Source organism: Bradyrhizobium sp. USDA 4502 (genome assembly GCF_054063355.1).
Genome location: NZ_JBSSGF010000001.1, coordinates 5033760 through 5052406, shown reverse-complemented (window position 1 = coordinate 5052406; position 18647 = coordinate 5033760). Strand labels below are relative to the sequence as shown.

The following is an 18647-nucleotide window of genomic DNA, read 5'->3' as shown; positions in this document are numbered from 1 at the left end:
TCGCTGCGCGATGCCCCGGAATGACCACCTCAGGTACAGATCGACTCGTACAAGTCATTCCACTGCGGATTGCTCGCTTCGATCAATTGCGTCTTCCAGGCTCGCTTCCACTTCTTGAGCTCCTTCTCGCGTGATATCGCGGAGATCGGGTCGTCGTAGATTTCGAACCAAACCAGCTGCGTGATGTTGTATTTGGACGTGAAGCCTGGGACGGCCTTCATTCGATGTTCGTAGACCCGCCGCACGAGATCGTTGGTGATCCCAACATAGATTGCTCCGTCTCGTCGACTTGCTAGAATGTACACGTAGTACGACATGAGCCCCATTTCCCACACAGTCATTCCGGGGCGATGCGAAGCATCGAACCCGGAATCTCGAGATTCCGGGTTCGGTCCTGACGGACCGCCCCGGAATGACGAAAAACTATAGCGCGCCCGTCGCATGGCTAAAGCAGCAAAAAAGAAAGAACTCTCCGACGTCGACAAGCTCACCAAGGCCCAGGCCAAGGTCGAGTTGATGCGCCTTGCGCTCGAGCTCGAAGGTCACGACAAGCGCTACTATCAGGACGATGCGCCGAGCGTCACCGACGCCGAATACGACGCGCTGCGGCAGCGCTACAATGCGATCGAGAAGCGCTTTCCTGAATTCGTCACCGCGGAATCGCCGTCGCAGAAGGTCGGCGCCGCGCCGTCGGGGCGCTTCCGGAAGGTTCGCCATTCGCTGCCGATGCTGTCGCTCGACAACGCGTTCGCGGAAGCCGACGTGGTCGATTTCGTCGGGCGCATCACGCGCTTCCTCAAGCTGCCGGATGACAAGATCGATTTCTCGGCCGAGCCGAAGATCGACGGGCTCTCGATGTCGCTGCGCTACGAGGGCGGCGAACTCGTCACCGCGGCAACCCGCGGCGACGGCGCCGAGGGCGAGGACGTCACCGCCAACATCCGCACGCTCGAGGACGTGCCGCAGAAGCTGAAGGGCCGCAACGTGCCCGACATCTGCGAGGTGCGCGGCGAGGTCTACATGACCAAGAAGGCGTTCCTCGCGCTCAACGAGCGGCAGAAGGCGGCCGGCGACACCATCTTCGCCAATCCGCGCAATTCGGCGGCCGGCTCGCTGCGGCAGAAGGATCCCACAATCACTGCCTCGCGGCCGCTCGGCTTCTTCGCCTATGCCTGGGGCGAGATGAGCGCGCTGCCGGAGGATACCCAGACCGGCATGATCCACTGGTTCGAGCGGTGCGGTTTCAAGACCAATCCATTGACCAAGCTGTGCCACTCGGTCGAGGAGCTGATCGCGTTCCATCGCAAGATCGAGGAGCAGCGCGCCGAGCTCGACTACGACATCGACGGTGTCGTCTACAAGGTCGATCGCATCGACTGGCAGGAGCGGCTCGGCTTCGTGTCGCGCACGCCGCGCTGGGCGATCGCGCACAAATTCCCGGCCGAGCGCGCCATGACGGTTTTGCGCGACATCGAGATCCAGGTCGGGCGCACCGGCTCGTTCACGCCGGTCGGCAAGCTCGAGCCGGTCGGTGTCGGCGGCGTGATCGTGCAGAACGTCACGCTGCACAATGAGGACTACATCAAGGGCATCGGCAACAAGGGCGAGGTGCTGCGCGAGGGACGCGACATCAGGATCGGCGACACCGTGGTGATCCAGCGCGCCGGCGACGTGATCCCGCAGGTCGTCGACGTCGTGATCGACAAGCGGCCGAAGAGCGCGAAGGAATTCCACTTCCCAAAGAAGTGCCCGTGCCCGCTGCACACCGACGTGGTGCGCGAGGAGACTGCGGCCGGCGAGGAGGGCTCGCGCGCCCGCTGCACCGGCGAGTTCGCCTGTCCGTTCCAGAAGGTCGAACACCTCATTCTGTTCGTGTCGCGCCGCGCCTTCGACATCGACGGTCTCGGCGTGAAACAGTTGCAATATTTCTTCGACGAGGGATGGGTCAAGGAGCCGGCTGATATCTTCACGCTGCAAAAGCGCAACGCGAAGCTGAAGCTGGAGGACATCGAAGGCTACGGCGAGACCTCGGTGCGCAATCTGTTCGCCGCGATCGACAGCCGCCGCAGGATTGGCCTCGAGCGCTTCATCTACGCGCTCGGCATGCGCCATGTCGGCGAGACCACCGCGCTGGCACTGGCGCGCGGCTATGGCTCCTGGGATGCGTTCCACGATGCCTGCCTCAAGGTCGCCAAGGGCGACGAGGATGCGATGGCGGAGATGGATGCGCTCGACCAGATCGGCGACACCGTGATCAGGAGCATCGCCGACTATTTCGGCGAGAGCCACAATCGCGGCATCGTCGAGCGGCTGACCGGCGAGCTCGACGAGATCATCGACGCCGAGAAGCCGAAGAGCAATTCGGCGGTGGCCGGCAAGACCGTGGTGTTCACCGGATCGCTCGAAAAGATGACACGTGACGAGGCCAAGGCGACGGCCGAGCGGCTGGGCGCCAAGGCGGCCGGCTCGGTGTCGAAGAAGACCGACTATGTCGTCGCGGGGCCGGGCGCCGGCTCGAAGCTTGCCGAAGCGCAGAAGCACGGCGTCCAGGTGCTGACCGAAGACGAGTGGCTGAAGCTGATCGGGGAGTAGGGTTGTCCGTCATTCCGGGTTCGATGCTGCGCATCGCCCCGGAATGACGAACTGCTCACATCATCCCCTGCTCATCCTCCTCGGCCTGCGCGATCAGCTCCTCGCTCACCACCACCTTCCGTCGCGGCACGACGAAGATCATGGTGCAGGCGCAGGCGATCGAGATCGCGAAGATCGCCGCGGTCAGCGGCAGCGTCGTGGTGGAGTGGCCGCCGAGATAGGCGCCGAATTGCGAGATCAGCGAGCCGATGCCCTGCTGCAGGAACCCCATGGCGCCCGAGGCGGTGCCGGCGGCTTCGGGCCGGATGCTGATCGCGCCGGCGGCGGAATTGGCCATCACGAAGGCGTTGGCGATCATCACGATCATCTGGGTGCCGAACAGCCAGAGCGGGGTCTGGTTTACTCCAGTAAAACTCCAGACCAGGTTCAACAGGCTGCCGCCGACCTGCAGGGCGAGGCCGAACCAGATCAGTTTCTCCAGCGAGTGCCGTGGCGCGAAGCGCACGCACAAGAGATTGCCGACGAAGTAGCCGAACCCCGTCATCGCGAACCACGCGCCATACTCGGCGCTGGTCCGGCCCATCTGGGTCACCACGATGTAAGGGCCGCCGCCGGCGAAGGCGAAGATGATCTGCGACGCCAATACCTGGCACAATAGATAGCCGACGAAGGCGCGGCTCGTCATCAGCTTGCCGAGGTCGCCGCGAAAGCTGCTGCTCTCGGCGCGGTCGCGGCGGGTTTCCGGCAGCGCCAACGCGATGAAGATCGTGGTGATCAGCGACGCCGCGGTGATGAGATAGAGGATCGCGCGCCAGCCGAATGTGGTCTCCAGCAGGCCGCCGGTCAGCGGGCTCACCATCTGCGCGATCATCAGTGCGGCGACGACGAGGCTGATCATGGCGCCGACCCGCTCGCGCGGATAGAGATCGCGGATGATGGCACGGCTGATCACCATGCCGCTGGCGCCGCCGAGCGCCTGGAAGAAGCGCGCCGCGATCAGTTGCGGCAAGGTCTCGGCGAACACCGAGCCGACGCCGGCCACGACCATCAGGCCGAGGCCCGCGAGCAGCACCGGCCGGCGCCCGAACCTGTCGGACAGCGGCCCCATGATCAGCTGTGAAAGCGCGATGCCGACCATGTAGAGCGACACGGTCATCTGCGCGATCGAAATGTCGCGGCCGAATGTGGTCGCCAGCACCGGCAGCGCCGGCACCAGCATGTAGAGCGAGATCGGCGCCACGCCCGTCATCACGACGAGCATCAGCAGCATGACCTTCGATGTCGCGATGTTGTCTTTGGCCGCGCCGGGCGGCTTGCCCATCACGCCGTGCATTCAGGTCCGATCCAGCATTGTGGAAAGACTGTAGCGTGCCCGTCCGCGCGGAATACGGGTGTTTCGGCATACGCCCATGCGATTTCAGGAGACGCGGTGACGATGTTTCGTCTCGCGCAATAAACGCTCTGTCGTCAGCTGCGAATTCCGCTGTCGTCCTCGGCGAAAGCGGGGACCCAGTACTCCAGAGGCAGGCGTATTTGAATTGATAGGCCGCGGCGTACTGGATCCCCCGCTTTCGCGGGGGATGACACAGAGCGTTGGGGGGGGGGACGACGTCGAGCGTGCGGATGCCTGGGCGCGCCGCTACTTCAGCGCCGCCGTTGCCTCGTCCAGCCACAGCTTGGTGGCGTTGTCGTCGAGATGCGGCCGCACCACATGCGCGACGCGGGCGTGGTAGTCGTTGAGCCAGCTTAACTCGTCCGGGCTCAGCATGCTGACCTCGATCAGGCGGCGATCGATCGGCGCCAGCGTCAGCGTCTCGAATGCATTGATCGGCCTCTCGGCGCCGGCAATGTCGGTGCCGATCACGAGCTCGAGGTTCTCGATCCTTATGCCGTAGGCGTCGGTCTTGTAGTAGCCGGGCTCGTTCGACAGGATCATGCCGCGCTTCAGCGGCGTGGTGCCGAGCTTGGAAATCCGCGCCGGCCCTTCATGGACGCTGAGATAGCTGCCGACGCCGTGGCCGGTGCCGTGCTCGAAATCAATCCCGGCCTGCCAGAGATATTGCCGCGCCAGCGTGTCGAGCTGCGCGCCGGTGGTGCCGTCGGGGAAGATCGCGCGGGCGATCGCGATATGGCCGCGCAGCACGCGGGTGAAGCGGTCGCGCATCTCGTCGGTCGGCTTGCCGATCGCGATGGTGCGGGTGACGTCGGTGGTGCCGTCCTCATATTGTGCGCCGGAATCGATCAGCAGGAGATCGCCGGGCTCGATGCGGCGGTTGCTTTTGCGCGTCACGCGGTAGTGCACGATGGCGCCGTTCGGTCCGGTGCCGGCGATGGTCGGGAAGGAGACGTCCTTCAGCGCGCCGGTCTGGCGGCGGAACGTCTCCAGCGCCTCGACGGTATCGATCTCGGTGAGGCTGCCGGAGGGCGCCTCGCGATCGATCCAGGCGAGGAAACGCACCAGCGCCACCGCGTCGCGCTGATGCGCCGTGCGCGTGCCCTCGATCTCGGTGACGTTCTTGACCGCCTTCAAGAGGCTGACCGGATCGCTGCCGCGCATCGGCTTGCCGCCGGCACCCGCGATCAGGCGGCTCAGGGCGTCGGCTGCGGTCGCGCTGTCGAGCGCGATCGAGGCGCCGCGCTTGGCGAGCTCGGTGAGTTTTGCCGCCAGCGCCGCGGGCTGCTCGACATCGGCCGATTGCTCGAGATGGTCGCGTGTCGAGTTGGACAGCTTGCGCTGATCGATGAACACCAGCGGCCGGCCTTCCTTCGGTACCAGCGCATAGGACAGCGGCAGCGGCGTATGCGAGACGTCGGCGCCGCGGATGTTGAAGGTCCAGGCGACCGCGTGGCTGTCGGACAGCACCAGCGCGTCGACGCCGAGCTTGTTGATCTCGAGGCGGATGCGCTTGAGCTTCTCGGCTTCGATCTCCCCGGAAAACTGCGCGCCGTGGATCGTGACCGGACCGAGCGGCGGTGCCGGCCGCTCGTGCCAGATCGCATCGAGCGGATTGCTGTCGACGGCGACCAGTTCCGCGCCGGCCTTGGCGCAGGCCGCTGCCAGTCGTTCGGCTGCCGCAGAAGTGTGCAGCCAGGGGTCAAATCCTAGGCGGTCGCCGGCCGCCAGATGCCGGGTCAGCCAGTGCTCCGGCGGCGGATCGACCAGCGGCTCGACCTGCCAGGCCTTGCGGTCGACCTGCTTGCCGGCCTGCAGCGTGTAGCGGCCGTCGACGAACAGGGCGGCCTCCTTGCTCAGCACGATCGCGAGCCCGGCCGATCCGGTGAAGCCGGTCAGCCAAGCGAGCCGCTCCTCGGAGGCCGCGACATATTCATTTTGCTGCTGGTCGGCGCGCGGAACCACGAATCCGGTCAGCTTGCGCCGCGCCAGCTCCTCGCGCAGCGCGCTCAAGCGGGCAGTCAGCGCCACGCCGCCTTCAGGCTCTTCGAACGTCTGGAAATGGGCTTCGAACATCGCCGTCGCACTCTCTTCGGATGGGGCATGACCTTCGCGCGAGCGCGATCAAGCATGACCATATTTTTGGCATAACTTATGCTTGAATATGGCATAGTGGAATTGGCCGGACGATGTCCACTGCACGTCAACGGTCAAGCGTACGGGGAGTGTCCAGGAGTGTCTCAACTCAACGGTGAGGAGATGCACGATGCCTGCATTCACGTTTGAGAAGATCTCGCCGCCGGTCCGCCGCGGCCCGATCGCGCCGGTCGAACAGAAGCAGCGCGGCGTCATCGTCCAGATGCTGGACCGCCTTGTCGAGGCGCGCGCCAAGCGTGCGGCCGGTCAGGGCAAGGTCGAGACCAACCGTAGCGATTCGCCAGCGCCCGAATAAACAACCCGCGGATCGCGGCTACCGTTCCAGGTCGGACGCCTTCGCCACGGTCACATTGACGACCTTGCCGTCCTCGAGCTCGCGCACGATCCGCTCATCGGGGCCGACGATGCCGAGATCGAATTCGCGCTCGGGCGTCACGAGCGTCATGCGCTGGCCGGCGATCACGACGACGGTCATGTCGAGCGTCTCGCCGGAGATCGCCCATTCCCTGAGCTCGTTGCAAAACGGCTCTTTGCGCCAGGCGTCGGGGAAGCCCGGATCGCATCTGACCTCAAGACCATCTTCCGACGTGGTCAGGACGAGCTTCGACCTGGAAGGCTTCCAGTGCTCCTCCAGCAGCTCGTTCGCCAGCCAGACGCAGCTGAACGAGCGGCATTCCGCCGGCCGGCCCGGATAGGTCCGGCAGCCGCGCCCCGGCTTGCAATGCGGGCACCACGTGTTGGCGGGCTTGGCCAGTTCCTCGATCGCCATCACCTTGCAGCAGAGCGTGCAGTCGCCGCACTGTCTGCCGGTCGCGGTCACTTCACGGAGCGCAGCAGCAGGCTGCTCCAGCCCTCGATCCTCAGATGCCGCAGCGGCACCAGCCCGCGGGCACGGTAGGCGGCGATGACCGCCGGCGCCTGGTGCGTCAGCAGGCCCGAGAGAATGACCTGCGCCGACGAGGCGAGGTGGCGCGCCATCGGGCCGGCCAGCTGCCGCAGCGGATTGGCGAGGATGTTGGCGAGCACCAGGTCGAACGGACCGTCCTCGGCAAAGCGCGGAGCGGCAAAGCCGGTGGCGCGGATCACGTCCACCAGATCGCCTGCGCCGTTCAGCCGGGCATTCTCCTCGGCGACCCTGACCGACGGCGGGTCGATGTCGCTTGCCAGCACCTTGCCGTGCAGCGCCTTGGCGGCGGCGATCGCCAGCACGCCGGTCCCGGTGCCGAGATCCAGCACGCGGCGGGGCTGATACGCTTTCAGCACGTGGTCGAGCAGCAGCAGGCAGCCGCGGGTGGTGCCCGTGATGGCCGGTGCCGAAGGCCAGCGCCGCCTCGATCTCGATCCCGAGCTTGTTGGGGGGGATCCGGTGCCGGTCATGCTGGCCGTGGACGATAAAGCGGCCGGCCGCGACCGGGACAAGATCCTCCAGGCTGGCCTTGACCCAGTCCTTGGCCTCCACGGTATCAAAGACTAAAGTAGATGCGACATTCTGCCGCACCACTTGGCCGACCAGCTCGCGCAGTAAATTTTGGTCCGGCGGCTCGGCAAAATGGACGGTGACGTCCCAGCGGCCATCCGGCCGCTCGAAGGCCGCAAACGCCGCCTGATCCTCGAAAAACAGCTCGGAAAGCGTGTCTACCACGCGCTTTGCGGTCGATTCATCTGGAAGGGTGACGCTGGCGCGGTGTGTGGACGGGGTCATCGGAGGCCGGTAGCGCGGTTTTTGTTAAAATTTCAAGCCGGATTCAATCGAATATCGCGAGAATTGAGAGGTTCCCGGTTCAGACAACCTTAGATGTTGCAGTACTACTACGGTGGCGGAACTGGGAACACCCTTCGTTCCAAGGCATCACAACCAAGGGCAGGGCTGCAATGAAGGCTTTTATCGTTAAGTTTTTGCGGAATGAATCCGGCGCGACCGCCATCGAATACGGACTGATCGCGACCGGTATCGCCATCGCGATCATCGCTGCGGTGAATGGCGTCGGCACGGCACTGAGCGGGACCTTCAACTCGATCAGCGGCTCGCTGAAGTAATTTCTCGAACGGCGTTCTCAGGGAAGCACCGGGCGACATGTCGCCCGGTGTTTTCTTTTTGACCGATTGTCCACAGAGCCACACGCAGCTTGTCGACAAGACATCAACTGCGTTTTCCCGGGATTGTGAGCGTCTGTCGCACAGCCGGTCCACAGTGGCGTCCACCGGTTATCCCGTCTTGAGGCAAGGCCGCCGTCCACCGCAGGCCCACAGCTTCTCAACACGCCTGTCCACAGCTTGTCCCGCGGCGCGCGGTGTGTCGTCTACGAGAACAGCGCGCGATGGTCGGCCAGGATGGCCCGCGCGGCATTGTGGCCGGGGGCGCCGGTGACGCCGCCGCCGGGATGGGCGCCGGAACCGCAATGGTAGAGGCCCTTCAGCGGTCCGCGATAGTCGGCATGGCCGAGCATCGGCCGCGCCGAGAACAACTGGTTCAGTGTCAGCGCGCCGTGAAAGATGTCGCCGCCGAGCAGGCCGAATTGCCGCTCGAGGTCGAGAGGCGACAGGACCTGGCGGCCGATCACGCTGCCTGCGAAGCCGGGGGCGTAGCGATCGACGGTTGCGATCATCAGATCGGCGACCTCTTCGCGATGATCGTCCCACGATCTGCCGTCGGGCAGTTGCGGCGCGACGTGCTGGCAGAACAGGCTCGCGACATGCTGGCCCGGCGGGCTCAGGCTGTCGTCGAGCGTCGAGGGGATCAGCACCTCGACGACCGGCGCGCGGCTCCAGCCGAATTCGCGCGCATCGTGCCAGGCGCGATCCATGTAGCCGAGGCTCGGAGCGATGATGATCCCCGCCGTAAGGTGATCCCCTAGGCCGGGCAGCGCGGTGAACGAGGGCAGGGCATTTAGCGCCACATTCATCCTGAACGTGCCGGACCCGTTCCGCCATCGGGAGATGCGCGCGCGAAACTCGGGCGCCAATGCGCCTTCCGGTACCAGGCGTGTGTACAGCAGCTTCGGATTGACGTTCGAGACGACGTATTTGGCGCGCACGGTCTTGTCATTGTCGAGGACGACGCCGACGGCGCGCTCCTTCTCGACGATCACCTCGCGGACGGCAGCATCGGTTTCGATCTCGACGCCATGGCCGCGCGCGGCACGCGCCATTGCCTGGGTGATCGCACCCATGCCGCCGATCGCGTGGCCCCAGACGCCCTTCTTGCCGTTCACCTCGCCGAACGCATGGTGCAGCATCACATAGGCCGAGCCGGCCGCGTAGGGGCTGGCATAATTGCCGACGATGGCATCGAAGCCGAACAGCGCCTTGACGAGGTCGTTCTCGAAGCGCTCGTCGAGCATCTCGCCGGCCGATCGCGTGAACAGGTCGAGCAGATTGCGCTGCTGTTCCAGCGACAGCCGGCGCAGGATGTTGGCGGTGCCGAGCGCGTTGAAGGCCTCGCTGATCGCGCCGATGCCAAAGCCCTCGACGAGGTTCGGCGGCGCGCGCAGCACGAATTGCCGCAGCACGTCTGCGATGGCTTCGAGTTCCCCTGAGAACACGCCGATTGCGGCCGCGTCCTTTTGGCTGAGCTTTTCGACCGACTCCCGGGTCCGGCCTTCGCCCGTCAGCAAATAGCTGCCGTCGGGCGAGGGGAGGAAGTTCTGCGCGCGCCGCTCGACGATCCGGAGGCCGTGATCGGCAAGTTTCAGGTCAGAGATGATCTGCGGATTGAGCAGGCTCACCGTGTAGGCGGCGACGGAGTTGCGGAAGCCCGGACAAAATTCTTCGGTGACCGCGGCGCCGCCGACTACCTTGCGGCGTTCCACGACCTTCACGCGCAGCCCGGCCATCGCGAGATAGGCCGCGCAGGTGAGGCCGTTGTGCCCCGCACCGATGATAACGACGTCTGTTTCGTTCATGTCCGCTTCAAGAAGCAGTGATTACAGCCTGCTGTGGCGCCGCAGCGCCGCGTCGTCAAGTCCGCGTGACCGCCGTTTCTTGTCCGTGATAGTGCCGTATGCTCAACTGAAATCCTCCGGTGGGGTGCCACCGGACTGTCCGCCTCCGGCGCCCGCCGGGTCCATGCCGGAGCTTTCATGACGTCTGAGCCGACCGCCTCGCGCAACCGGCTGGTGCTGGTTGTCTACACCGCCGCGATCTTCGTCAGTGCCCTGTTGCTGTTCTCGGTGCAGCCGCTGTTCACCAAGATGGTGCTGCCGCGGCTCGGCGGCTCGCCGGCGGTGTGGTCGGTGGCGATGGTGTTCTTCCAGTCGCTGCTGCTCGGCGGCTACGCCTATGCGCATCTCTTGATGAAGCTGAACGGCCGTATTGCGCCGGTCGTGGTGCATCTGGTGCTGCTCGTCGTCGCGTTGCTGACCTTGCCGCTGGCGATCAGGAGCGGCTGGGGCGAGCCGCCGACGTCCGGCTATGCGATCTGGCTGCTCGGCCTGTTCGCGGTTTCGATCGGCCTGCCGTTCTTCGCGCTCGCCGCCAACAATCCGCTGCTGCAGGCCTGGTTCGTGCGCACAGGACATCCCAATGGTCCCGATCCGTATTTCCTCTACGCATCCTCGAACATCGGCAGCTTCCTCGCGCTCTTGTCCTATCCGGTGCTGCTCGAGCCGATGTTTACGTTGCGCACCCAGAACCTGATCTGGACCGGTGGTTATGGTCTGCTGATTATTCTGATCGCAAGTTGCGGCGTGCTGCTGTTGCGGTCGCCGGCCAATGCCGCCGCGCTCGACATGCAGGTCGATGACGCCAATGCGCCGGCGCCGTCCTGGCCGCTGCGGGCGCGCTGGATCTTCCTCGCCTCGGTGCCGTCCGGCCTCTTGATCGCGGTGACGGCGCATATCTCGACCGACGTCGCCGCCGCGCCCCTGCTGTGGGTGCTGCCGCTGTCGCTGTATCTCTTGACCTGGGTGCTGGTGTTCCAGTCGCGGCCGCTATTGCCGCACAAATGGATGCTGCTGGCGCAGCCGCTGGCGATTGCCGGCGTCGTGATCCTGCTTGCGGTCGGCGGCGAGCAGAACCTGCTGCTCACGCTCGGTGGCCATCAGCTCTGCTTCTTCATCATCGCGATGGCCTGTCACGGCGAGCTCGCGCGCACCCGCCCGGCGGCGAAATATCTCACCGGATTCTACGTCGCGCTGTCGTTCGGCGGCATGGTCGGCGGCCTGTTCGCGGGGCTTATTGCGCCCTTTACTTTCTCGTGGGTCGCCGAATATCCGATCCTGCTGGCGCTTGCGGCGCTATGCCGTCCGCCCGGCGGCGCGGAGCGGCTGCCGCGCTGGAGCGCCTGGTACTGGCCGTTCCTCGCGGTGCTGGCGGTGGCGCTGATCGCGCCGAGCTATTCGGCCGGCGACATCTTCAACTGGTTCGACGTGCACCGGGTCTGGGTGATCGGCGCGGTCGGCGTGCTCTCGGCGCTGCTGGCGCTCGCGCTGAACGCCAATCGCTGGAAGATCTTCGCCACCGTCGTGGTCGCGCTGGTGGTGCTGCGCGCCTATCCATCCGACGACGGCCGCGTCGAAACCGTGCGCAGCTTCTTCGGCGTGCACAAGATCGTGGTGACGCCGAACGGGCAGTATCACGTGCTGATGCACGGCACCACGATCCATGGCGCCGAGAAGTTCAAGAACGATGACGGCACGCCGGTCGCCGGAATGCCCGAACCGATCAGCTACTATCACAAGGACGGCGGCATCGGGCGGGCGATATCAGCGATCCGCGAGCGTAAGGGCGCGCCGCTGAAGGTGGCGGTGATCGGGCTCGGTTCGGGGACGCTGACCTGCGCGTCGGCCCCCGGCGAGGACTGGCGCTTCTTCGAGATCGACCAGTCGATGGTCGATACCGCGCGCGATCCGAAATACTTCACCTACATCCAGAACTGCGAGCCGAACCTCAAGCCCGTCATCGGCGACGCGCGGCTGACCTTCGCCAAGGAGCCGGACGGCGCCTACGATCTGATCATCGTCGACGCCTATTCGTCGGACGCGATCCCGATCCATCTCGCGACCGAGGAGGCGATGGCGATCTACAAGGAGAAGCTGGCGCCGCAGGGCGCCGTCGTGATGCACGTCTCCAACCGCCACCTCGAGCTTGCCAGCGTCGTGGTCGGCATCGCCGACGCCAACGACATGAAGAGCTGGGTCTACAGCGAGGATTCCGGCCGCGACAACGAGTACATCTTCTCGACCTCGGTCGTGGTCTCCGCGCGCGAGGAGGAAGACGTCGGCAAGCTCGCATCGTCTGATGTCTGGACCGAGACCGAAGCCGACGAGAAGCAACGGGTCTGGACCGACGACTATTCGAACGTGCTGGGTGCAGTGTACCGCCGACTGCGCGACGGCGAGCAGTAGGACCTGCAAGCCGAGCCAATCGCGGCGGCTTCCGCGCGATAATTCTCTAGCGATCGGCTACCAGCAGTCTGGCGAACTGGGGCTTGACGATCGCGGCAAACATTCCGGGATCGTCGAAAGCCCTCGCCGAGAGCATTGCCCCATGAACCGATGCCATCAGCATCTGGGCCTCCTCGTGCGGCCGCTGGTCCAGCCGGAACAGATGCTGTTCCGCGCCGGCCTGCAGCACCGAGGTGAGCCATCCCGCAAGATGATGGAAATGGGCGCGGACGCGCGATGCGACCTCGTCCGGCAGCATCGGCATCTCGCCGGCAAGCATCGCGCAGACGCAGAACGGCAGCGAGGCATCGCCGATGCACGCCTGCCAGAAGTTCACGTAAGCCTGCAGTTGGTCGGTCGGGCTCGCGAATTGCTCCTGAAGCGACTTCAGGCCCAGCGCGGTCTGCTGCCGGTAGCGATCCACCAGCGCCGAGACCAGCTCGGCCTTGGTCGGGAAGTGATGGTGGATGCTCGCCTTCCGGATACCGATGGCGTCGGAAATGTCGGCATAGCTGAAGCCGTTGTAGCCCCCCGCGACGATGAGGGGCTGCGCGACGTCGAGAATTTTTTCAGAAGTCGAAATCATCACGTTCACGTTATGCCTACCTTCCAGTAGGTAAATTACAAAGGTAAATCAAGGCCTTCCTCTCCACACAGGGCGTCCGAGCGCCAGATTGACTCGGAATTGTTGTCTACCTACTAGTAGGACGATAAACAAGGAGCCTGTCAATGCAAAGCCACCTTTCGACCCAATCCACCTGGCTGCGATCCTATTATCTCGGGCGCGCCATCTTCTCGGTCGCCTGGGTCGCCGCTGCCGTTCTGTTTAGCGGCCAAGCCGGCCCTGCCGGGGTTCTGTTCGTGATCTACCCGGCGTGGGACGGCATCGCCAATCTGGCTGATGCCCGGGTCAATGGCGGCCTGAAAGCCAACCCATCCCAGGCCCTGAATGTCGTGGTCAGCGCGATCACGACGCTCGCCGTGATCGTGGCGCTCAGCCACAGCAGCTATGCCGTCCTGGCCGTGTTCGGGGTTTGGGCGATCCTCGCGGGCGTGCTGCAATTGTACACCGGCGTCAGGCGCTGGCGTCATTATGGTGCGCAATGGGCGATGATCCTGAGTGGCGCACAGTCGGCACTCGCCGGCGGCTACATGATCAGCCAGTCCATCGGCACCGTTGCGCCGACCATTCTCGACGTCGCTCCCTATGCGGGCTTCGGCGCGTTCTATTTCCTGCTTTCCGCAATCTGGCTCGTTGCCACCGGCTATCGCCACGCGCGCGCCTAGTGTCAAAGCAAGAAGCTGGAGCTCCGTTCCAGTTCAACCGGAACGGAGAGCTGTCCGGCAGCACCGGAGGAGCGCCAGCTCGCCTTCAGCGCGACGCGACTATTTGTTCTCTGGCGGCGCCGCACCCGCGGAGGCGGGCGTCGAGGCAGCGAGCAGCGGCATCGTCGGCGTGCTCTCGCCCGCATCCTCGTCTAGGAATTGCTCCACGCCGGCCTGGATCGACGATTTCGCGCTGTCCGGGCCGCGGTCGCTGAGATCGTTGTGCTGGAATTCGGTTCTGACCACCTTGATGCCGAGTCTCGCACAGGTCTCGTCGTCCGGCACGACGCCCGGATCGGCCTTGAACACCGGATCCCTGGAGCGAAACGAGAGGATCTTGATCTTGCCGTCGGTGATGAAGGGGACGCGCAGATTGTCCAGCGTGACGACCTTCTTGACCAGGTCGGGATGCTGCTTGGCGAAGAACATCGAGATGTCGCCGCCGTTGGAATGGCCGATCAACGTCAGCTGGCGATAGTTTGCGTTCGGATAGACCTTCTTGAGCTCGTCGATCGCATACATGATGTTGAAGACGCCGCGATTGTACTGCATGCGGCGGCCTACATATTCCTCGCCGACCTTGGTAACCATCGGCGCGTCGGTGTCGAGATCATGCTGAATGCTGATCACGAGGTATCCGCGCGACGCGAACAAATTGGTGAGGAACGAGTACTCGGTGTTCTTGACGGTGTTGCCGTGGCTCAAGATCGCGACCGGCAGCTCGATCATCTCGGCCATTGCCTGCATTTGCCGGTCGCGGCGCACCGCGACCTCGACCGTGACGTCGCGGTCGTCGCGCAGAACGTCGTGGAACGTCAGCGTCGTGTGACGGATGGCCCATCTGTCCGTCGTGAAATAAGCGGCCATCGCCACGACGCACAGGCAAAGGACAATGATGCCCCGTTTCATGTCGACCTCTGATCTTGCCTACGTGACCCGCGCTTCTCGCCCTGATTTCATCGGGCATACAGCGTGAATCGGCCTCCAGGGGCCAAGCGGGCGCTTGTGCCGCCGAATATCGGGCTAGTTTTACAATCAGATGACGACGGGCCGCGGCGCACGTTGACGGACGCCCTTTGCGACGGTCACAAGCGGGTGAGGGGAGCGTGAACTGACGGCGCCCTGCCTGCGGCGCCGTCACGGATCAAGAGCGTGCGGCAGATTTCTTTTGACGCGTTTTCTTCACGCGAACCGGCGCCTACTTCGCTCGAAAACGCTCTAATCCTGATAGGTGTTGCCGTAGAAGCCGCGCGGCTGATAGGCGGGGCGCGGCTGGTAGTAGCCTTGCGGCGCCGGCGCGTAGCCCTGATTGCCGTAATACTGCTGCTGCTGGCCATAGGCCTGCGCATCGTAGACGCGGCGGCTTGACGGTGGTGCCGGATAGCGGCGATCGGTCGAGCTGCCGTCGGCCGGATAGATGTAGCCGTCATCGGTGCGGGCCTGCGCCGGATAGTCGCGCGGCTGCGGCGTCAGCACGACCGGGTCGCCGGCGGCGGCGGTGCCGTACTGCTCGTCATATTGCTGCGGCGCGCGGCGGGCGACGGCGGTGCCATTGCGCCCACGCGGATTGCGCGCCAGCGCGACCTGCGACGAGCCGGTCAGCGTCACGGTGGTGTTGAGCACGCCTTCCTTCTGGACCAGCGAGTAAAGCGTGGTTGCGTTGTCGCGCGACAGCCGCACGCAGCCATGCGAGGCCGGCGAGCCGAGGCGGCTGACCGAGTCGGTGCCGTGAATCGCGTGCCCGATCTTGGTGAAGAAGATCGAGTGCGGCATCGGCGCGTCGTCGAATTCCTTGGAGTAGTGATCCTCTTCCATGCGGAAGGCGCGGAAGCTGCCGTTCGGCGTTTCGCGCGACGGGATGCCGGTCGAGACCGGCCAGTGATAGCGCGCGACGCCGTCGACCGCGACGGTCATCTGCTGGTTGTCCTTGTCGATGGTGATATCGACCTTGGCCTGTGCGGCGCCGGCGGTGAAGAGCATCACGGACGTGAACGCAATGAGGAACGAACGCATTTTACCTTTGGCCTCCAGGCCTGCTCGCGAAGCCGCGGCTCTCCGTCCCCGGCAATCAATATGCACGGAATCCGAACTTGGTTCCAGTGGCGGGCCAAGGCCGTGATCAATTGCCATGGTTAATCCCGTGCGCGGCGCAAACAAGGCCGAAGCCGGGCCTGCCTGTCACGGCGGGCTGACTTTTTCGCGAGCAGGCCGCGACCACGGCCCGATTGGTCTCCGACACGCAACCATTTGGCCGCATGGGCGTTTAACAATCCCGCCCGGCGGCGCGTTCGCGCCGCGCATCAAGGAATCCAGATGAACAACACCAAGGTGAAGACCGCGGCCGTCGTCCCAGCCGGCCTCTCCGCGCGGCTCCTGCTTGCGGCCGCAGCCCTCGCTTTGACGCTGGTCGCAGTCCCCCATGCAGGCCATGCCCAGGGCATCGTCCGCGGCGCTCATGAGGGCGCCTATGAGGGCAACCGGGTCGCCGGCCCGGTGGGCGGCGTGGTTGGCGGCGCCGTCGGCGCCGGTGTCGGTGGCGCCATGGGCGCGGTCAAGGGCGTGTTCGGCATCCCGGATCGCGGTTACCGCCGTGGCCACCGCTGCCGCGGCTATTACCGCCACGGTCATTTCCACTGCTATTGATCGTTGAAGAACCTGTAGCCCGGATGGAGCGAAGCGAAATCCGGGTTCTGCAGGCTTGGCGATAAGGTCCCGGATTGCGCTTCGCTCTATCCGGGCTACGGGCGAGCGTCATTCCGGGGCATGCGAAGCATGAACCCGGAATCTCGAAGTGACGGCGCGAGATTCCCCGATGCGCAATTGCGCATCTGAGGTTCGCGCTAAGGCGCGCCCCGGAATGACTTGCTTGCAAGTCAGTTCTTCAGCCGGTAGCCGGTCCTGAAGATCCACGCCACGATGGCCATGCAGGCCACGAGGAATCCCACGGTCATGCCGAGGCTCAGCGGCACGCTGACATCGGCGATCTCGTAGAAGCTCCAGCGGAAGCCGGAGATCAAATAGACCACGGGATTGAGCAGGGTGATGGTGCGCCAGCCCGACGGCAGCATGTTCACCGAATAGAAGCTGCCGCCGAGGAAGGTCAGCGGTGTCACCACCAGCATCGGGATCATCTGCAGCTTCTCGAAGCCGTCGGCCCAGATGCCGATGATGAAGCCGAATAGGCTGAAGGTGACCGCCGTCAGCACCAGGAACGTCAGCATCCACACCGGATGCTGGATATGCAAGGGGACGAAAAGCCCGGCCGTCGCCAGGATGATCAGGCCGAGGATGATCGACTTGGTGGCGGCAGCGCCGACATAGCCGATAACGATCTCGAAATAGGAGATCGGCGCCGACAGGATCTCGTAGATCGTGCCGACGAATTTCGGGAAGTAGATGCCGAACGAGGCGTTGGAGATGCTCTGGGTCAGCACCGACAGCATCACGAGCCCCGGCACGATGAAGGTACCGTAGCTGACGCCCTCGACCTCGGTGATGCGCGAGCCGATCGCGGCGCCGAACACCACGAAATACAGCGAGGTCGACACCACGGGCGAGACGATGCTCTGCAGCAGCGTGCGCCAGGTGCGCGCCATTTCGAACAGGTAGATCGCCCGGATTGCGCGGTAGTTCATGGCGCCCTCACGAGGCTGACGAAGATATCCTCGAGCGACGACTGCCTGGTATCGAGGTCCGAGATGCGGATGCCGGCATTGCGCAGATCGTTGAGCAGGCTGGTGATGCCGGTGCGATCGCCCTTGGTATCGTAGTCATAGGTCACGGTGCGGCCGTCGTCGGACAATTCGAGATTGTAGGCAGACAGAACATCGGGAATGGCCTCGAGCTTGTTCTGCAATTGCAGCGTCAGCTCCTTCTTGCCGAGCTTCTGCATCAAGGTCGCCTTGTCCTCGATCAGGATGATCTCGCCCTTGTTGATGACGCCGATGCGGTCGGCCATCTCCTCGGCTTCCTCGATGTAGTGCGTGGTGAGGATGATGGTGACGCCGGAAGCCTGCAGCGTGCGGACCACCTCCCACATGCCCTTGCGCAATTCGACGTCGACCCCGGCGGTGGGCTCGTCGAGGAACAGGATCTGCGGTTCGTGCGACAGCGCCTTGGCGATCATCACGCGGCGCTTCATGCCCCCGGACAGCGTGATGATCTTGTCGTCCTTCTTGTCCCACAGCGACAGGTCGCGCAGCACCTTCTCGATATGGGCGGGGTTCTTCGGCTTGCCGAACAGGCCGCGGCTGAAGCTGACGGTCGCCCACACCGACTCGAACGCGTCGGTGTGCAGTTCCTGCGGAACCAGCCCGATCATCGACCGCGCCGCGCGATAGTCGGCGATGATGTCGTGCCCGCCGATCGTGATGCGGCCCTCGCTCGGATTGGCGATGCCGCAGATGATGCTGATCAGCGTGGTCTTGCCGGCGCCGTTCGGCCCGAGCAGCGCGAAGATCTCGCCTTTGACGATGTCGAGATTGATGCCCTTCAGCGCCTTGAAGCCGGAGCCATAGGTTTTCGAAAGATTGGATACGGAGATGATCGGCGACATGGAGAGTCGGTGAGCGTGAGGGAGGGGGCGCGCGCGGATTGGGGCCCGGGCAGGCGCGTGATGCGGGTTCAGCCCAGATAGGAACGCACGGTCCGTTCTGCAATCGGTCGGCGAGGGAGAAATTTATTCTGCAGCGTGCACCGCTCCCGCTTGCGGGCAGGGCCATTGCATACGGCGCTTGCGGCCTCTGCAACTCACGTGTCCACGTATCGAGGCCGGGCTCGAACGAGGCTGATAGCCT

Annotated in this window: 16 protein-coding genes and 1 pseudogene; 6 read left to right on the top strand and 11 right to left on the bottom strand. The window is 64.5% G+C overall.

Going from position 1 to position 18647, the window contains the following annotated elements; translation table 11 throughout:
• Positions 1 to 29: 29 nt before the first annotated feature.
• Complete coding sequence (locus tag ACVW1B_RS23590) at positions 30 to 317, bottom strand: GIY-YIG nuclease family protein (protein WP_057015104.1); 288 nt, start codon at positions 315 to 317, stop codon at positions 30 to 32.
• Between the two features lie 124 nt (positions 318 to 441).
• On the opposite strand from ACVW1B_RS23590, the gene ligA reads away from it, so the two are divergent.
• A complete protein-coding gene (ligA, locus tag ACVW1B_RS23585) occupies positions 442 to 2592 on the top strand; it encodes an NAD-dependent DNA ligase LigA (RefSeq protein WP_310880674.1) in 2151 nt (716 codons plus the stop codon).
• A gap of 55 nt (positions 2593 to 2647) precedes the next feature.
• Here the strand turns inward: ligA and ACVW1B_RS23580 are convergent, their stop codons facing one another.
• Both ACVW1B_RS23580 and ACVW1B_RS23575 read right to left on the bottom strand, forming a co-directional pair.
• Positions 2648 to 3925, bottom strand: coding sequence for a multidrug effflux MFS transporter (locus ACVW1B_RS23580; protein ID WP_310880673.1), 1278 nt, complete (start codon positions 3923 to 3925; stop codon positions 2648 to 2650).
• Between the two features lie 306 nt (positions 3926 to 4231).
• A complete protein-coding gene (locus ACVW1B_RS23575) occupies positions 4232 to 6061 on the bottom strand; it encodes an aminopeptidase P family protein (protein ID WP_310880672.1) in 1830 nt (609 codons plus the stop codon).
• Positions 6062 to 6251: 190 nt separating this feature from the next.
• Between ACVW1B_RS23575 and ACVW1B_RS23570 the strand changes: the two genes are divergently transcribed.
• Positions 6252 to 6437 carry a hypothetical protein gene (locus ACVW1B_RS23570; protein WP_057015008.1) on the top strand — a complete coding sequence of 62 codons (186 nt, stop codon included), beginning with the start codon at positions 6252 to 6254 and terminating at the stop codon, positions 6435 to 6437.
• An 18-nt stretch (positions 6438 to 6455) separates the two neighbouring features.
• On the opposite strand, the gene ACVW1B_RS23565 is transcribed toward ACVW1B_RS23570, so the two are convergent.
• Positions 6456 to 6962, bottom strand: a complete 507-nt coding sequence (locus ACVW1B_RS23565) for a hypothetical protein (protein WP_310880671.1) — start codon at positions 6960 to 6962, stop codon at positions 6456 to 6458.
• A pseudogene (locus ACVW1B_RS23560) lies at positions 6959 to 7844 on the bottom strand (50S ribosomal protein L11 methyltransferase). The gene ACVW1B_RS23565 and the pseudogene ACVW1B_RS23560 overlap by 4 nt, the downstream one beginning before the upstream one ends.
• A 170-nt stretch (positions 7845 to 8014) precedes the next feature.
• Between ACVW1B_RS23560 and ACVW1B_RS23555 the strand changes: the two are divergent.
• Positions 8015 to 8179: a Flp family type IVb pilin gene (locus tag ACVW1B_RS23555; RefSeq protein WP_016841571.1), complete on the top strand. Its 165-nt coding sequence runs from the start codon at positions 8015 to 8017 to the stop codon at positions 8177 to 8179.
• A 263-nt stretch (positions 8180 to 8442) separates the two neighbouring features.
• Here the strand turns inward: ACVW1B_RS23555 and ACVW1B_RS23550 are convergent, their stop codons facing one another.
• Positions 8443 to 10044: a phytoene desaturase family protein gene (locus ACVW1B_RS23550; RefSeq protein ID WP_310880669.1), complete on the bottom strand. Its 1602-nt coding sequence runs from the start codon at positions 10042 to 10044 to the stop codon at positions 8443 to 8445.
• A 177-nt stretch (positions 10045 to 10221) separates the two neighbouring features.
• Here ACVW1B_RS23550 and ACVW1B_RS23545 point away from each other — a divergent pair, with 177 nt between their 5' ends.
• The gene (locus tag ACVW1B_RS23545) at positions 10222 to 12486 is read left to right on the top strand and encodes a spermidine synthase (protein WP_456822298.1); all 2265 of its coding nucleotides are present in this window, start codon (positions 10222 to 10224) and stop codon (positions 12484 to 12486) included.
• Positions 12487 to 12532: 46 nt separating this feature from the next.
• Here ACVW1B_RS23545 and ACVW1B_RS23540 read toward each other — a convergent pair whose 3' ends face one another.
• On the bottom strand, positions 12533 to 13120 hold the full coding sequence (locus tag ACVW1B_RS23540) for a TetR/AcrR family transcriptional regulator (protein WP_253607569.1): 588 nt from the start codon (positions 13118 to 13120) through the stop codon (positions 12533 to 12535).
• A gap of 134 nt (positions 13121 to 13254) precedes the next feature.
• Between ACVW1B_RS23540 and ACVW1B_RS23535 the strand changes: the two genes are divergently transcribed.
• Positions 13255 to 13812 (top strand): DUF308 domain-containing protein, encoded by a 558-nt coding sequence (locus ACVW1B_RS23535; protein WP_310880667.1) that lies wholly within the window; start codon positions 13255 to 13257, stop codon positions 13810 to 13812.
• A 99-nt stretch (positions 13813 to 13911) separates the two neighbouring features.
• On the opposite strand, the gene ACVW1B_RS23530 is transcribed toward ACVW1B_RS23535, so the two are convergent.
• Positions 13912 to 14760, bottom strand: coding sequence for an alpha/beta fold hydrolase (locus tag ACVW1B_RS23530; RefSeq protein WP_310880666.1), 849 nt, complete (start codon positions 14758 to 14760; stop codon positions 13912 to 13914).
• Positions 14761 to 15069: 309 nt separating this feature from the next.
• On the bottom strand, positions 15070 to 15864 hold the full coding sequence (locus tag ACVW1B_RS23525; protein ID WP_076824155.1) for a L,D-transpeptidase: 795 nt from the start codon (positions 15862 to 15864) through the stop codon (positions 15070 to 15072).
• Between the two features lie 300 nt (positions 15865 to 16164).
• Here ACVW1B_RS23525 and ACVW1B_RS23520 point away from each other — a divergent pair, with 300 nt between their 5' ends.
• Positions 16165 to 16494 carry a hypothetical protein gene (locus ACVW1B_RS23520; RefSeq protein ID WP_018273009.1) on the top strand — a complete coding sequence of 110 codons (330 nt, stop codon included), beginning with the start codon at positions 16165 to 16167 and terminating at the stop codon, positions 16492 to 16494.
• Between the two features lie 230 nt (positions 16495 to 16724).
• Here ACVW1B_RS23520 and ACVW1B_RS23515 read toward each other — a convergent pair whose 3' ends face one another.
• Together ACVW1B_RS23515 and ACVW1B_RS23510 are read right to left on the bottom strand one after the other, a co-directional pair.
• Entirely contained in the window at positions 16725 to 17486 is a 762-nt protein-coding gene (locus tag ACVW1B_RS23515; protein WP_028342160.1) for an ABC transporter permease, read from the bottom strand.
• Positions 17483 to 18406, bottom strand: coding sequence for an ABC transporter ATP-binding protein (locus tag ACVW1B_RS23510; RefSeq protein ID WP_225643686.1), 924 nt, complete (start codon positions 18404 to 18406; stop codon positions 17483 to 17485). Before ACVW1B_RS23510 ends, ACVW1B_RS23515 begins: the two co-directional genes overlap by 4 nt.
• Positions 18407 to 18647: the final 241 nt, after the last annotated feature.